This window comes from Cryobacterium glucosi (assembly GCF_004402235.1).
In the GTDB taxonomy this organism is placed as follows: domain Bacteria; phylum Actinomycetota; class Actinomycetes; order Actinomycetales; family Microbacteriaceae; genus Cryobacterium; species Cryobacterium glucosi.
Map to the genome: position 1 here is coordinate 39898 of NZ_SOFS01000044.1, position 15278 is coordinate 55175.

Below are 15278 nucleotides of genomic sequence, written 5' to 3' on the forward strand. Positions count from 1 at the left end.
TCACGCCGGTCGGGTGACGGAGATCCCACCGTCGACATCGAGGATGACGCCGTGGATCATCCTGGCGTCATCGGAGACGAGGAACAGCACCCCGCTGGCGACGTCGGAGGGGCGAATCACCATGCCGGCCGGAGTGCCGGCGGTCATCGAGTCGAGGATCGGGCGGGCCGCCTCGTTACCGGGGGTGAGAGTCACCCCCGGCGCGACGGTGTTCACGCGCACGCCTCTCAGTCCGAACTCGGCGGCCCACGACCTCGTCAGCTGTTCCTCGGCCGCCTTCGTGGCGGAGTACATGGCGGCGAACGGATTGCCGACCCTGGCCATCCAGGACCCGACGTTCACGATGCATCCGCTGCCGCGCCCGGCCATCGCAGGGGCGATCTGGCCGACGAGCACGTGTGGGGCGCGGATGTTCACCGCGAGCATGGCCTCAAGGTCGGTGTCGTCGAGGTCCGCCGTGGCGGTTGCCGGGTAGATTCCGGCGTTGTTGATCAGGATGTCGATGCGGCCTCCAAGTGCCCGCGTGACGTCAGTCGCGAACTCGCGGATGTCGTCGGAGGAACCGCCGAGATCGACGGCGATGAAGTCGGCCCGGCCTCCGGAGGACCGGATGGCGGCGACGATCGCGTCGCCACGGGGCCGGTCGCGGCCGCCGACCACGACGTGGGCGCCCTCCGCGGCCAGGGCGTTCGCGATCGCCTCACCAATGCCGCTCGTGGCGCCGGTCACGAGGGCGATGCGTCCCTTAAGTCGGGTGCGGATCTGCTGTGCTGGTGTGGAAGTCATAGACACAGTTCTAGACGCGGCGAGCGTCCACAGCCAGACCGCACCCAACCTGGGCATGACAAGACCAGTCGAGCACCCCGCCACGCTCATATAGTGGACGCATGCCCACCGATCGCGTCGCCCTCGGGGAGTTTCTCCGCTCCCGCCGCGACCGCCTGACCCCGGCCCAGGCCGGCATCGAAGCCTTCCCCGGAGCTCGCCGGGTGCCCGGCCTGCGCAAGGAAGAGCTGGCGGTCGTCACCGGCGTAAGTCCCGACTACTACAGCAGACTTGAGCAGGGGCGGCAGTCCAACATTTCGCGCTCCGTGCTCGACTCGCTCGCGCGGGCACTGCGCCTCAACGAAACCGAACGCGCCCACCTACTCGACCTCGCAGACCCCGACTTGATCGACCCGTCTGCCAGAGGTCGAGGCACCGCCCCGAGTCAGCGTGCCGACCCCGGGATGTTGCGGCTCATGACCGCACTCGACCACCTGCCCGTGTTGCTTCTGGGGCACCGCGCCGAGGTACTCGCGAGTAACGCACTTTTCGGCGCGGTCATGCGCGAGCTAGCCCCGGGCTCGTCCTTTCCGCGGTTCCTGTTCCTGGACCCGCTCGCGCGCGAGCGCATCCTCAACTGGTCCCAGTTCGCCTCGACGCTCGTTGCGTCGCTGCGCCGTGATGCGGCCCGGCACCCGCACGATCGGCGCCTGACTGCCCTGATCGACGAGCTTCGCGGGGCGGATGCCGACGTCGCTCGCTGGTGGGACGACCACGGGGTGCGCGACTACGCATCCGTCGCCAAGATCATCCGCCACCCCCTCGTCGGCGACCTGAGCTTCGACATCGAGATCGTCTCGCCGCCCCGCGACCCCGACCAGCACCTCATCGTCTACACCGCGGAACCCGGATCGCCGACCGCGGGCATGCTCCCGGTCCTCGATGGCTGGCAGCACCACTCGCACGTCACCCCTGCCCGATAGCGTCTTCGCGCTTGCCGAGGCCTGCCAACCCATGTGGAGGAAAAGACGCCTTCACGACCGGAGTGCACGTTCACGGCAGTGTCACGCCCCGCCCGTTCTTCAAAGCTCACGGGTTCGTCGTCAACGAGGAGCGCCACCCGAGGCGTCGTCATGACGAACTATGCGATAAGTCGTCCCGTCCAGTGTTCCTTTGTGAAACGAGGAGTGGGGCCGGTCCTGACTCTGCGACTGTGCCCAAATTCGTGTCGCTCAAATTCCGTTCTGATCGCAGCACTACCGAGCGGTTTCCTCTTAGGTGCAATCGTCTTCGTGGGATTTTCGGTCTTCGGCAACCCCGACTGGCGGGCATATCTGACGCCGGGCGCAGTCTTGAACGGTGCCACGCAGTTCGGCGTGGTTGGCCTGGTGGTTGCAGCCTTGTCTGTGCTCGGAGGGGCTCTTTCAGTCGCCTTGGTTGCCCGGAGATTAGTCCACGAGAGCGCGGCCAGAATACTCGCGGGCGGCTTGGGCTCAGCAGTCGGAGTGGGCATCGGCGGCATCGCGTTGGGGCTCGCGCAGAGCAGCACCTTCACCGCATTCGTCGGGCTTCTGCTGGCGCTACCAGCGGGCATAATTGCCGCAATCGGCATCGGCTCGACAGATCGGGCGGCAAGGAGCTGACCCAGCGGTCCTAATCGCCCCGTAAAGGTTCCCAAACGCCTGGCTTGTCGGATGCCGGGGATTATGTCCTAAAGGTTCTTCCCGACGGACGTGACCGGGGGCTTTCGATCTTCTTTGGTGCCCGACGCTCAAGAAACATTGCCGCAGCCAGTATTCCAAGGGCGACAGCGACGGCCGAGAGACTGCCAGGTTGAATGAAAACGGCCGCGAGGAACAAGGCCATCGCCACTCGGAATCCGGCCGTGCGCACCCCAGGCCGAGAAATAAGCACGGCCGCGAGGATGACGATCACGGCGGTGACAAGAACTACTGTCACGGGGAGAAGGGGCTGGACCCAGTAGTTGACACCGGGTGCCTGATCACTTGAACGGGCGCTTGTCGCGTACCAGGTCGACCAGCTGAACATGGCAATGGGAAGAATCGAGATGCCTGCCATGAGCCGCGACTGCAGCATCCCCGGAGTTGTCCGGCCGGCCGAGGCAATACCGAGAGCGACCAGCAGAATCACGCCGTAGACACCGAACGTACCCACCCCAACGCCGATGTAACTAATACCGTCCGCGCAATAGAACGAGCCGGGATCATCGCTGCCCATCCGCAGGAAACTACACTGGAAGTGCAGCTCATCACGCACGAGCGACAGCAGGAAGCCGCTCCCCACAAAAACGGATACGACGAAACCGACACTCAGACTCAGTGTCGCGCTGCCCCTCGGACTCACGGCATCCTGCTCACGACGCCCAGCCCACGCCATTACGGTTCATCCGCCCACCTTATTGTCCTTTCGGCGTCACCTGCCCAAAGAGAAGCGGGTGCGCCCCGTGTTCGGGTCTGACATCTGACATCTGACATCTGACATCTGACATCTGACATCTGACATCTGACATCTGACGTCTGACGTCGCGTGGGACGCAACGGACCGGTCGTGGCGAACGTGCGGTCGTCCGGCTGCGATTCGGACCGGTGAGGGTTCCGTTTACGGAGCCAACCCGAGGAACTCCCGCAGGTTTTGTACGCCCTCGACTTCTAGTTGGTGCTCGGGTCGGTTCAAGGTCTCGGCAGTCAGAACCAGTTTTTGGTTCAGGGCCATTTCGCCGTCGCGCCTCTTGAGCCGACCGACTCCGTTTTCCTGGTATCCGACTTTTCTCGACACCGCGAGCGACGAGGGGTTGTCCACGAATGCTGCTGAGGTGACCTCCACGGCGTCCAGGTGATCGAACATGAAAGCGCAGAGTGCTTGACGCATCATCGTCCCGATTCCTTGACCGTGGTGCTTCATTCCGAGCCACGAGCCCGTTTCCCCTGTTCTCGTGACGAGGTAGTCCTTAGTCGAGATGCTCTGGCAACCGACGATTTCACCATTGAAGCGAACCGCGGTCTCCAACGTCCAGGACGCTGACGACATTTCGGCTCGCTGTGCCCAGTGGTACTGCAGGAGCCTCAGCCGCACCGCGCCCGTGGATCCCAGCGTCCAGGGGAAGAAGAAGGGCATCTCAGTCGGCGCGTGGATGCCTGCCTGGGCGAGCGCATCGAGCTCGGGAAAATCCGCGTCGCGGACCGGAGACAGAGTTACCGGACCGCACGTGATTTTCAGTCCAAAGGGCGGCCACAGCTCATCAGTTGATTTGGACATGTGACCAACCTATGTGCGCCAGCCTCTGCACCGTTGAACGTTCCCCTACCGAACAGCATCGGCGCGGCCGCTGTCCTTCACCCAGATTACAGATTCGGACGTTGTCGTCCGGGCCACCCGGTTGCATACCGCGAGGCCGAGCGGGGCGTGTCCGAAGGGGGCGGTATTGGTCATCATCGCGAGTTCGGCGCCCGTGATGATAGCCAGTTCGCCGTCACCGTCGAACCCGGCATGGTGGGCGATCGCATCGGCGGTGTGAGAGAGTTCGCCGGTGCGGCCGTGCGCGATCCTTGCCCCCAACGCGCACGCCGCCGGCAGCAATCGCACGTACGCTGCTTGGGGCAGGTGCTGGCGGGCGTAGCTGCCGTCAACGCGACGAGGGCGGGGGTCCTGGTCGGGCGGCTCCGTTCAGGCGTGTTGGTCAGCGACGGGTTCTGGTTGAACAGACCAGTCGGCGGGTGCATCGTCGGTGTCGGAGTCGGCGATCGCCTTGGTCTGGTGAACTTTGCCCGGCTTGTGGTGTTGGGGCGCGTAGACGGTATAGACCTGCATGGGCTCATCTCCGATGTTCGTCACGTTGTGCCAGCTGCCAGCCGGAACGATGACGCACCACCCATCGGTTACCTCTTGGTCGAAGGTCAGTTCGTTCTTGCTTGGTCCCATCTGGGCGCGGCCACGGCCGCGGTCGAGTCGAATGAACTGGTCGGTGTCAGGGTGCTTTTCTAGCCCGATGACCCCGTTGACCGGGATCGACATGAGGGTGACCTGCAGGTAGGTGCCACTCCAAGCCACGGTGCGGTAGTTCGGGTTCTTGAGGGTCTCGGTCTCCAGATCGAATGCTTGAGGACGGGGACCGGTGTCTTCGATGGTCATGGTTTCATCGTAGCTTTGCCCGGATCGGATCATAAGGCTTCCCGCGGTTCGAGCCTCCTGAGACCATGCTCGCGGATTTGTCGCGCTGTCCGTCCGGCTTGCGGGCAGTGTGACCTGTCGTGTCACGGGCTGGACACGATGAGATTATCGTCGAGGGTGCTGCCACGGCGGTCACGTCCTGTTCCGGCGACAATGCGCGCAATGATCAGCATCACAAGCAAGATCGCCATAAGGGCGGGGAACATATTTCCAATCAGCCACAGCGCTCCGTTCCATGGTGGAAACACGCTTGGGTCGAAGCCCCCGGCTTGTTCAGATCGTGCGCCGAGGTAGTCGCTCTGCACGTCGACGAAGACGGCAATCATGATGGCTACAGCCAGCGAAACCGCCGAGACCACGATCGCCGCTGTGAGCATCACCTTCAATAAGGGTGCGGTCCGATAGTCACGGTTGGCCTCTGGCATGAAGCTGACAGTAGCAGTCGCTGTTCCCTTCGGACTTAACATCGGCCCGCTCAACTTGGGTGGAATTTCCCCAGCCCTGTCGCGCTTGCCGTCCCTCCTACGGCGTTCGCCTAACCGGTTGAACGGACTTGTCCGGATGAATTGCCAAGTCCGGATACGCAGAATTACCCCGAAGTTGCATCAGGCGGTGCAAAAGGTTTTGCCGAGGCGTCCCGGACACACGCAGGCCCGGTCGTTGAACGCTGTCTGGCGGCATCACATGGCTGCGGTTCAGCTATTCAGCTGACTCGAGCCATGTGCCTACGGCGTCTCGTGCGGCGGCGGGCCGTTCATGGAACAGGAAGTGGCCGGCGCCCTCGATGATGGTGAATGTGGCTGCCGGCATTGCGGCGGCTGTCTCTTCGGCGGCGTCGAGGGGAATGAGGCGATCAGCGGCCCCATGGATGATCACTGTGGGACACGTTATCGACGGCAGCATCGAGCGGAGGTCAGCGCGCTGAACGACAGCGCGCTGTTGGCGCAGGAAAGCGCCTGGGCCAACTGGCGCTGTCATGGCCCGCCATGTGGCAAGCAGCGCCTGGTCAGACTCGTTGTTGGCTGCGACGACGCCGGGGAAGGCGGCGTTGACGAGAGCGTCGAAATGCCCGTCCTCGACGAGTGCGGATTGGCTGGACCGCGCTTTGACCTGCTCCGTGGTGTCGGCTCGGGCGGACGTGCTCACGAGGGCGAGGGCGGTGACTCGGTCGGGTGCTTGCCGGACGACTTCCAAGGCGACGTACCCTCCCATGCTGGTACCAAGAAGGGCGAATTCTCCGGCGTTCTCGAGGAGAATCCGTTCAGCCATTGCCGAGATCGTGTCGTCATGGCGGGTATCGGCCAAGGTGACCTGACCGTGCGACCAGACAGTGTCGATCACCGGCGCGTAAGCGAGGGGGGAGCAGAGCAAAGGCGGAACCAGGACGATCTTCATGAATCCATTCTCACCAGACCCACCGACAGTCGAGTCGAACGTCACCTCGCAACGTCCAGTTGAATGAGGCGAGCGGGAGTTCATTTGGCTTGTTCTTCCTGGACGGTTGAGGTTGTTGCGTCGATCCAGGCCGCGGCTGGGGAGGCGAGGATCTTTGGCTCGCCTCTGGTGCTGAAGCGCTCGCGGTTCCGCTTGCGGGCGGTCTGTGACGTGGCACTGTCGCATAACCGAGGCGTCTCGTATCCCTAGGGATACAAGACGTAGGAGATCATCTGTTCCCGGGCGGGGGGCAGGTGCTTACGAGATGAGGGCACGGGTTTTGTTACCTGCCGCTAGTCGAGACTTCCGGTACGTCGTTGCAGTAGCTGCCCATGGCCTGCTTTACCAGGGGATCCGATTCGGCAAGGCCTGCGTACCGGGTCTCAGTGGTCCCGTTGGTGGCTGTCGTGCCGTCCGCAGACATATTGATGTGGGTCCACTGGATGTCGTAGAGCCCGTCACCGCGCTTCTGGGCGAGGGCACCCTCGATGAGGGTTCCGCCATTTTGGTTGTTGCACGCAACACCCGTTCCGTGCTCTCCGAAGCCGTTGAGTAAAAAGCGGTAGGGCTGTCTGTCTGTGCCCATCGTTGTGACGAAGCTGCAGTTAATGAACGCGTGCAGCGACGCCGAGCGCCCGTCATCCAGTACCGTCGCGACGATAGCGGGGCCATCCAGCGGGGCGCTCCATCCGCTGTGCGCGCCGGGGCCAGCGAGATCATCGGGCAGGAGCACCGTGGCCCCGGATGCGGTATGGATGCCGTAGCTGAACGCACCGACCTCGGTGTAGAACTCGGTGTCCGGCTGTTGGTCGCCGTCGACGTCCCCGATGATCGCCGTCGTCGCGCCCGCGGGGATCGCGATGCCGTTCGGGATGCATCCCGCAGCGCCAGTCGTGCTGTTTCCTGGTGTTGACGGTGACGGCAGCGGCGACGGCGGGGAGGTCGACGAGACTGCTGACGGTGTCGCGGAGGTCGTTGGAGACGCTCCGGTCGTGGCGGTGGTGGTCGGGGCTTCAGTTGACAGCCCCGAGCCGGTGGGCGCACAGCCCGCCAGGGCCATGCCGACGGCGAGCATGAGTAGAAGAAATGTTGACTTTGACATGTGGGGGAACACCGAATCCATTGAGCACGTGCACGGGCTACACGCTGACCGTACGGGATGAAGTCGTCCCCTGGTGCACTCGTGCTGAAATGTCTCGCCGAGATATCCGGCAACCTATCCTCGGCGGGCGATTTATGAAGGTAACGTGAGGTCGCCCAGATCGGCGGAGGCGTACCCGGCAAGTTCGCGGAGAAACGCGTCGTGATCTAGCCCGACTGTTGGCGCAACGGTCGGAGGAAGTTCTGTCATGAAGTCGAAGTGCCCGACGTTCTCGTGAACACGGATGTTCACCATGGCGGGCGCTGCCCCCAGCAGCTCGGCTGTCGCAGCCGGAGTGACGGTGTCACGGGTTCCCGCGTGCACAATGATCGGTGTGTGCACCCGCGCCAGAGCGCCGGGGGCCTGGAACCAGCCCAGCGTTGGAGCGAACAACACCAACCGCGATACGCGTTCTTCTGTCGGCACCGCAATCAGTTGGCCATCGCGAGTCCACGGCTGCCCGCCGGCGAGGCACAGTGCCGCCCAGCCTCCAACCGAGTGACCGGCGGCGATCACCTGAAGGTGGTCGTTACCATAGTCCGATAGCGCAGCCTTCAAACTCGAGACACGGCTCTGCAACTGTTCCGTGGTCACTGAGCGCGGATCGAAGCGTTGATCTGTGGGCGCTATCACCACGAACCCGGCACCTACAAAGCTGTCGAGCAACGTTCGGTATCGTCTCGGCTCGCCGCCTGCGCCGGGACCGAAGACGACGATGCCGTCTGGCGTTTTTGCAGGCTCAAGGATGAACATGCCAGAAGCCTAGTTGCGCAATGGCGCAAAGGTGATCGTGACAGCCTGAGCATCGTGCTCTGACGGCGCTCACTGAAATTCCCCACTCCGGGTCGCTTCTGCTCATAGAAGCGGGCCTTCCTCGATGCTGATGGTCTTCGACCACGCACCAGCCCGAGAAAGGCCCTACTCCTATGCTTTCAGAGGAGGACGACGTGGACATCCACGCGCTCAAACGGCAGGGAATGACGATCAGTGAGATCGCCCGCCGCACCGACCACGACCGCAAAACCATCCGCGCCTACCTGGCCGGCCAACGCACCCCGGGAGTGCGTCAACGAGCTGAACCCGACCCGTTCGACGCGTTCATCGACTACGTCACCGCCCGGCTGATCGAGGACCCGCATCTCTGGGCGGCAACGCTGCGGGACGAGCTCGTTCCGTTGGGTTATGCACGGCGGTTGTGTTCTTCACCCTGTTCGCGTCTTCTACCGGCGGTTGGCCAAGTCCTATTCCAAGCCGGTGTATTACTTTGTTTGAGTTGCCGGTGGCCCGATACGCTAACAGGCCGCGGCAACCGTTGCGTCGATCCCACGGCTCCCCGTGCACGCCTCTCCCGGTTCAACCGGGCAGCGCCCCGTTACGCCCCGGAGTTGCTGTTCGTGGCCCCAGAAATCAAGTCGCCGTTGTTGGCTCGTTCAACTGCTGCCGGGTCGAAAATCGCAGCGGGGCGGCCGAGCAGGTAGCCCTGCACGAGCGCGCAGCCCGATTCGCGGAGGGTGTCGAGCTGGTCAACGGTTTCCACGCCCTCGGCCACGACTTCGATTTCGAGCTTCTGCGCAAGCGCGAGGATCCCCTGCACGAGGGCGACGGAGGACCGGGAAGGAATATCCATAATGAAGGTGCGATCGATCTTGATCTGGTCGACCGGCAGGGAATTGAGCCACGCGAGCGTGGAAAACCCGGTTCCGAAATCATCGAGTGAGATCCGGATACCGAGCTGGCGGAGCTCGGTGAGTCGTTCGACGACGCCGGGCAGGTCGATCAGTGCGCGGCTCTCGACGACCTCGAGGATGAGGCGTCGGGGCGAGATGTGGTTCTTGGTCAGGGCGGCACGCACCGTCGGCAACAGCCGGGGGTCGACCAGCGTTGCGCTTGCGAGGTTGACGGCGACGTGCAACGGTTCGTCGCCCGGCTGCGACCACCCTGCCAGCGCCGCACAGGCGGCACCCATCGCCCACAAGTCCAGTTTGGTGATCATGCCGGTTTCTTCCGCGAGTGGAAGGAATGCGGCCGGCGCCAATAGCCCAAGGCGCGGATGAGCCCAGCGGATGAGCCCCTCGGCGCCCACCGCCCTGATGCCATTGGCACCGGAAATATTGAAGACCGGCTGGAAGTGCAGGCGCATTTCGTTGCGGTCGATGGCGACTGAGAGCTCCGTTTCAAGCGACGGCTTTGACGAATCGGCTGCCGTCTCGCCGGAGACGGCGATCTGGTTGCGACCTGTCCTCTTCGCCTCGTACATCGCCGTATCGGCCGCGGCGAGGAGTCGTTCACCGCGCCCGCCCTCTCCGGTGTAGACGGCAACGCCAACGCTCGTGGAGATACGCAGGTCCCGGCCGGCGAGATGAAAGGGCAAGTTGAGGTTGTCGACGATGCGTCTGGCCATTTCGAGCGCCGTCGACTGGCAGGACAGGTCCGTGAAGAGAACTGCGAATTCGTCGCCGCCGAGGCGGCCGATAGTGTCTCCCGGGCGAACCTGGGAACGGAGGCGGGCGGCAACCTGGCGGAGCAGTTCGTCCCCGGCGCCGTGCCCGAGGTCGTCGTTGACCTTCTTGAAGTTATCGAGGTCGCAGAACATCACGGCAGTGCCGGTGCCAGCCCTGTTCTCTCCGAGCGCGTGGTCCAGCCGCTCGGCGAACAGCACCCGGTTGGGTAACCCGGTGAGAGAGTCGTGCAGGGACTGGTGTCGCACGGTCGCGAGCAATCTCGCGTTTTGTAAGGCCGTTGCGCCCTGGCTGCTCACCCCGACGATCCGGGTCATGGCCGCGCAATGTACCTCTGGCGTGAGGTGTCCATGCCAGACGGCGGCCGCGATCCCCAATAGGAGATCGCCATCGAGCATCGGGACCACGACAACATTCGGCGCCCCAATGGCGCCGAGTAACTGTACTAGGAGAGGGCTGGCCTCGTCCGCCCTGACGAGGACGGGTTCGTGGTTAGTGAGAAGTCCGATCAGCTCGGGAGTCGTCGCAGCCGGGATCGGCGTGGCGAACAGCACCTCACGCTCGCCCGGCTCAAAGCCGTCGCAGGCGACTGCTTGGAGCGTCGCGAGTCCGGCGTCCCAGAGCAGGACCGCCGCGGCGTCGCACGCGACGATAGTCGGCAAGGCGGCCGCGATGATGTCCGCGACGCCGGTCGTGCTGCCGGCGGTGGCCAGTTCGTGAGCCAGCGCGAGCAGCGCCGTCGAGCGGCTCTCTTCCCGGCGGCTGTCCTCGAGCGCCGTGAAGAGGTCAAGGGCGGCTGCCGCGTGGCTGGCATAAGCCTTGAGGAGCGCCCGGTCCGCGTCCATGGGCTTCTGCCCCCGCGAGTACAAGGCCGCGAGGCGCCCGTGAACTTGGCGAGTCGACGCCACGTCGACGACAACGGCGGAACTGCCGAGGCTGGCACCCTCGAGCAGCCGCCCTGCGAGTTCCGCGGCTCGATCATCGGCGAGACCCGAAAAGTGCACGAGCGGCGCCCCGCCGTGAGTCGGCTTCACGACGAAGAGATAGGACGGCGCGAGGACCGCTGCTGCGGCGCGACCCACGATCCGGGCGAGCACCTCGCCGATGTCGTCGCTGCTGACGAGATCCGCCTCGGCCAGCTGTATCCGCTGGACCTGTTCACGCAAGGCCGCGAATCCGCGATCGGCTGCGCGCCTACCACTGCGCCATGACCACCAGTGCAGTCGCCGGGACCATGTGAGGTGGTACACACAGGCCAGATTTCCGTCCGACTGGCACTCGTCCTGGACGGTGTGCGCTGATTCCAGCCCGAAGATACGTGGCACGGCAGAGAACAGGCCCTGCGCATACTCGCAATCCAGCCGGGACGGAGCGTATCCGTCGTGGAGATGAAAGCTGAGCGTTGCATCCGTGGGGCTGATGGTGACGAGCGCGAGTGTAGACGTCGTACTGAATTTCGGGACCATCCTTGGGAGCTGGTTGTACACGGCGCGGGGTGATGCGAAGGCGCTCAAAAGTTGCGCAATGGCCGGATGGACCCTGTCCGCAGCGGCAGATTCGCCGATTCTGAACATTGTCCCCGGGCCGAGGGCTTCCGTCACGGCCTCAAAAAGCCGGATGCGGGTGTCGTAGCCGATCCAGGTGGAGATTTGCTCCAACTCCTCGACCGATTGGATGATCCCGGCCGCCGCGAGTACGTCGGCAACCAACTGGACGCCACCGCGCTCACGGACGAAGCGCAGTACCAACGTCACCGTCGCGCTGGACGTCTCACGTGCTTCAGCAAGCATTACGCTCCCACAGGTCACGTCCCGCTGAGTGGTGGAGTTTCTCAACACGGTGCGGGTCAGTTGGTCTAGCTTAGGCGGCGGCGAGTTCTGGGAAGATCACCGCCTCGTCGATGACCTTGATGGGGTTGTTCATGGTGGCCAGCTCGAGCATGGATGCTTCGGAGAAGTAGCGCCGTTCGCCGGCCTCCCACTCGTCATGCTGCTCGATCAGAACCGACCCGGCCAAGCGCAATAGAGCGGCAGCGTTGGGGAAAAGACACCGACGACGTCGGTGCGGCGTTTGATCTCCTTATTCACCCGCTCCAGCGGGTTCGTGGACCAGATCTGGCGCCAGTGCCGCCTGGGGAACGCGGCGAAGGCGAGCAGATCGGGTTGCGCGTCGACGAGCATTGCGGCGACCTTCGGGTGCGAGCGGCCGAGCATCGTGGTGACCTCCCGGAACTGTTTCTCGATGTGTTCGCGGTCGGGCTGGGCGAAGATGGTGCGGATGATCGACGCGACCATGTCCTGGGATCCTTTAGGGATCACGGCGAGGACGTTGCGCATGAAGTGGACCCGGCATCGCTGCCAGCCGGCGCCCTGGAACACGGTGCCGATAGCCTTCTTCAGGCCGGTGTGAGCGTCAGACATGACTAGCTTGACCCCGTCGAGGCCGCGGGGGGACTGCCACCGTCAGGAGGTCAGCGCAGCCTTCAATATGGCCTCGCAGTGGATTGCAGTGGTCGAGAACAGAGGAAACTTCGCCGCGTCGTTGACATCCAATAGGAGGGGGATCTCGGTACATCCGAGAACTACGCCCTCCGCACCGCGGTCGACCAATTCCTGGCACACCCCCAGGAACGACTCTCGTGTGCTCTGGGTGAAGATGCCGAGGGTGAGCTCGTCGATAATCCGGTCGTGAACGTAGCTACGAGTTGCTTCGTCAGGAGTGAGGACTTCGATGTGTTTGTCTTCAAACCGACTCCGGTAAAACTCTCCCTCCATCGTCTTCCTCACCCCGAGCAGGCCAACGCTGCTGAGTCCTGACGCCGTCACGGCATCGACGGTGGCGCCGGCGATGTCGATGACCTCGACACCCGTGTGCTGGATGATCGCCGGGACGAACCTGTGCAGCCCGTTAGCGCACAGGGCGATGACCTCGGAGCCTGCCTCGGCAAGTCGAGCGACAGACTCGATAATCATTGCCTCGCAGCGCGCCTCCGACGGGTCTTCGGCCTGCGCGTCGAGGAACTCTTGTTCGTCCAGGCTGTCGATTAGAACTCGTGCGGAGCGGTGATCTCCTAATTCGTCGCGCGCTCTGACGTTCAAGAGCCCGTAGTACTCGGCCGTTGAAACCCAGCCGAGCCCACCTACAAGGCCAATCTGCTTCATCCGACAAGAGTACTCGCCGGTAGGTGTCGAATTTCGGGTGCCGAGGGCAGGCCTTCTTCCTGGTACCTCAAAGGGCTCGTGTCCCGGTTAGATCCCCATCGCCGCTAGCTTCAGCTAAGCAGATACCCAGTACCTATGTTCGAAAAGTACGGAATGCGTTCCGATCGCGCCTAGCGGCTGATGTGCCGGCGCACGTAGAGCACCAGGTGATCGGCCGGGATCACAGCACGCGGCTGCTCGACTGCCGCCCAACTGTCCGGGGCCTCGACCGTGTCCGGCGTTGATTCGCTCGCGTCCCGGGGGCGGTGTGCCAGGCCCCAATTCAGACCCCCATTATCCGGCACCAGGTCACGCGGCCGCCGGCTACACCAGGCTCACCAAATTGCACGAGGGACACCGCCAGAACGGGCTAGCCGGCGACCCGGCGGCGACCAGCGGCACTAAGCCTCGATCCACCGGTGAGAGTCGGGGTTTGACGGCGCGTTAAACCGAGAATGCCTTCCAGGTCAGGAAAAATGGAACTTACTTAGGGTTCATTTTTCACGACAAGAAAGGCATCTCGTAGATGCAAGTTTTCCATAGATCTACGGCTCTGTCCGGGTTACGTCCCTGTGAGTGGTGTGGTTTCCCGCTCGTGAGCGTTGCTTCTTCAACGCGAAGAGCCACCGTGGGATGGTCAGTGAGTACCGACTAAGCAACTCACAAAGGACACCACACGATGGCTCTAGACCAGTCTGCCCTGCTCGACCTGTTGGGAGAACTCAAACTCACCGACGTCACCGACCGAATCCGCGTCGCGACCGAAACTCTCTATCAAGAACTGATCGATGCCGAAGCGACCGCGTTCATCGGCGCCGCCCCGTTCGAGCGCTCCGGCGACCGCACCACCCACCGCAACGGCACACGGCCGCGCACCTTGACGAACACGGCCGGGGACCTCGACCTGAAGATCCCCAAGCTGCGGGCCGGGTCCTTCTTCCCGGCCCTCCTCGAGAGGCGCCGACGGGTCGATCAGGCCTTGTTCGCGGTCGTGATGGAGGCCTACGTTCACGGCGTCTCGACCCGCAAAGTCGACGACCTGGTCAAAGCGCTCGGCGCTGACACCGGGATCTCTAAGTCGGAGGTGTCCCGGATCTGCGCGGGCCTGGACGCCGAAGTCGCCCAGTTCCGCGACCGCACCCTGGCCGCGCAGGACTTTCCCTACGTGTTCCTCGACGCCACCTATTGCAAGGCCCGGGTCGGCCACCGGATCGTGTCCCAAGCCATCGTCGTCGCGGTCGGCGTTGCCGCTGACGGCCGCCGCGAAGTGCTCGGTTTCGACGTGGGCGACAGCGAGAACGAGGGCTTCTGGACCAGCTTCCTGCGGTCGTTGAAGACCCGCGGCCTCGACGGAGTCAAGCTGGTCATGTCTGACGCCCACACCGGCTTGAAGAAGGCCATCGGCACCGTGTTCCAGGGCGCTGGCTGGCAGCGATGCCGGGTCCACTTCATGCGCAACGTCCTCGCCGTGATCCCTAAAGGATCCCAAGACATGGTCGCGTCGATCATCCGCACCATCTTCGCCCAGCCCGACCGCGAACACATCGAGAAACAGTTCCGCGAGGTCACCACAATGCTCGGCCGCTCGCACCCGAAGGTCGCCGAGATGCTCGTCGACGCGCAACCCGATCTGCTCGCGTTCGCCGCGTTCCCCAGGCGGCACTGGCGCCAGATCTGGTCCACGAACCCGCTGGAGCGGGTGAATAAGGAGATCAAACGCCGCACCGACGTCGTCGGTATCTTCCCCAACGCTGCCGCTCTATTGCGCTTGGCCGGGTCGGTTCTGATTGAGCAGCATGACGAGTGGGAGGCCGGCGAACGGCGCTACTTCTCCGAAGCATCCATGCTCGAGCTGGCCACCATGAACGACCCCATCGAGGTCATGGACGAGGCGGTGATTCTCCCAGAACTCGCCGCCGCCTAAGCTAGAACAACTGACCCGCACGGTGTTGAGAAACTCCACCACTCAGCGGGACGTGACCCTCTGTCCGCGACCTTCGACGATGGGAATCTCGTGTCGCTCGCCGGCCTCGTTCCCGCGATGTTGTTGGCGGCGTCGACGGGGCTGGGCGAGCTCGCGAACCGGTGGCT

The 15278-nt window shown here is 63.7% G+C and carries 14 protein-coding genes and 1 pseudogene; 3 read left to right on the top strand and 12 right to left on the bottom strand.

Going from position 1 to position 15278, the window contains the following annotated elements; translation table 11 throughout:
* Entirely contained in the window at positions 1-786 is a 786-nt protein-coding gene (locus tag E3O46_RS17210; RefSeq protein WP_134562171.1) for an SDR family NAD(P)-dependent oxidoreductase, read from the bottom strand.
* A 101-nt stretch (positions 787-887) separates the two neighbouring features.
* Between E3O46_RS17210 and E3O46_RS17215 the strand changes: the two genes are divergently transcribed.
* Both E3O46_RS17215 and E3O46_RS17220 read left to right on the top strand, forming a co-directional pair.
* Positions 888-1748 carry a helix-turn-helix transcriptional regulator gene (locus tag E3O46_RS17215; RefSeq protein WP_134562172.1) on the top strand — a complete coding sequence of 287 codons (861 nt, stop codon included), beginning with the start codon at positions 888-890 and terminating at the stop codon, positions 1746-1748.
* A gap of 309 nt (positions 1749-2057) precedes the next feature.
* The gene (locus E3O46_RS17220) at positions 2058-2408 is read left to right on the top strand and encodes a hypothetical protein (protein ID WP_134562173.1); all 351 of its coding nucleotides are present in this window, start codon (positions 2058-2060) and stop codon (positions 2406-2408) included.
* A gap of 61 nt (positions 2409-2469) precedes the next feature.
* Here E3O46_RS17220 and E3O46_RS17225 read toward each other — a convergent pair whose 3' ends face one another.
* From E3O46_RS17225 to E3O46_RS17285, 11 genes and pseudogenes are all read right to left on the bottom strand, one after another.
* Entirely contained in the window at positions 2470-3129 is a 660-nt protein-coding gene (locus E3O46_RS17225; RefSeq protein WP_206750903.1) for a hypothetical protein, read from the bottom strand.
* 255 nt (positions 3130-3384) lie between these two features.
* The gene (locus E3O46_RS17230) at positions 3385-4041 is read right to left on the bottom strand and encodes a GNAT family N-acetyltransferase (RefSeq protein WP_134562175.1); all 657 of its coding nucleotides are present in this window, start codon (positions 4039-4041) and stop codon (positions 3385-3387) included.
* Positions 4042-4086: 45 nt separating this feature from the next.
* A complete protein-coding gene (locus E3O46_RS17235) occupies positions 4087-4368 on the bottom strand; it encodes a hypothetical protein (protein WP_134562176.1) in 282 nt (93 codons plus the stop codon).
* An 81-nt stretch (positions 4369-4449) separates the two neighbouring features.
* Positions 4450-4914, bottom strand: a complete 465-nt coding sequence (locus E3O46_RS17240) for a cupin domain-containing protein (RefSeq protein WP_134558294.1) — start codon at positions 4912-4914, stop codon at positions 4450-4452.
* A 122-nt stretch (positions 4915-5036) separates the two neighbouring features.
* Complete coding sequence (locus E3O46_RS17245; protein ID WP_134562177.1) at positions 5037-5378, bottom strand: hypothetical protein; 342 nt, start codon at positions 5376-5378, stop codon at positions 5037-5039.
* Positions 5379-5652: 274 nt separating this feature from the next.
* Complete coding sequence (locus tag E3O46_RS17250; RefSeq protein ID WP_166791098.1) at positions 5653-6348, bottom strand: alpha/beta fold hydrolase; 696 nt, start codon at positions 6346-6348, stop codon at positions 5653-5655.
* Between the two features lie 322 nt (positions 6349-6670).
* The gene (locus E3O46_RS17255; RefSeq protein WP_134562179.1) at positions 6671-7489 is read right to left on the bottom strand and encodes a hypothetical protein; all 819 of its coding nucleotides are present in this window, start codon (positions 7487-7489) and stop codon (positions 6671-6673) included.
* 132 nt (positions 7490-7621) lie between these two features.
* Complete coding sequence (locus E3O46_RS17260) at positions 7622-8281, bottom strand: alpha/beta hydrolase (RefSeq protein ID WP_134562180.1); 660 nt, start codon at positions 8279-8281, stop codon at positions 7622-7624.
* A 619-nt stretch (positions 8282-8900) separates the two neighbouring features.
* A complete protein-coding gene (locus E3O46_RS17270; protein WP_166791099.1) occupies positions 8901-11825 on the bottom strand; it encodes a putative bifunctional diguanylate cyclase/phosphodiesterase in 2925 nt (974 codons plus the stop codon).
* Positions 11826-11847: 22 nt separating this feature from the next.
* Positions 11848-12434, bottom strand: a pseudogene (locus E3O46_RS17280) (IS256 family transposase); the annotation flags it as partial.
* Positions 12435-12449: 15 nt separating this feature from the next.
* Positions 12450-13148 carry an aspartate/glutamate racemase family protein gene (locus tag E3O46_RS17285; protein ID WP_134448370.1) on the bottom strand — a complete coding sequence of 233 codons (699 nt, stop codon included), beginning with the start codon at positions 13146-13148 and terminating at the stop codon, positions 12450-12452.
* Positions 13149-13866: 718 nt separating this feature from the next.
* Here E3O46_RS17285 and E3O46_RS17290 point away from each other — a divergent pair.
* Entirely contained in the window at positions 13867-15111 is a 1245-nt protein-coding gene (locus E3O46_RS17290; RefSeq protein WP_134562184.1) for an IS256 family transposase, read from the top strand.
* Positions 15112-15278 lie beyond the last annotated feature (167 nt).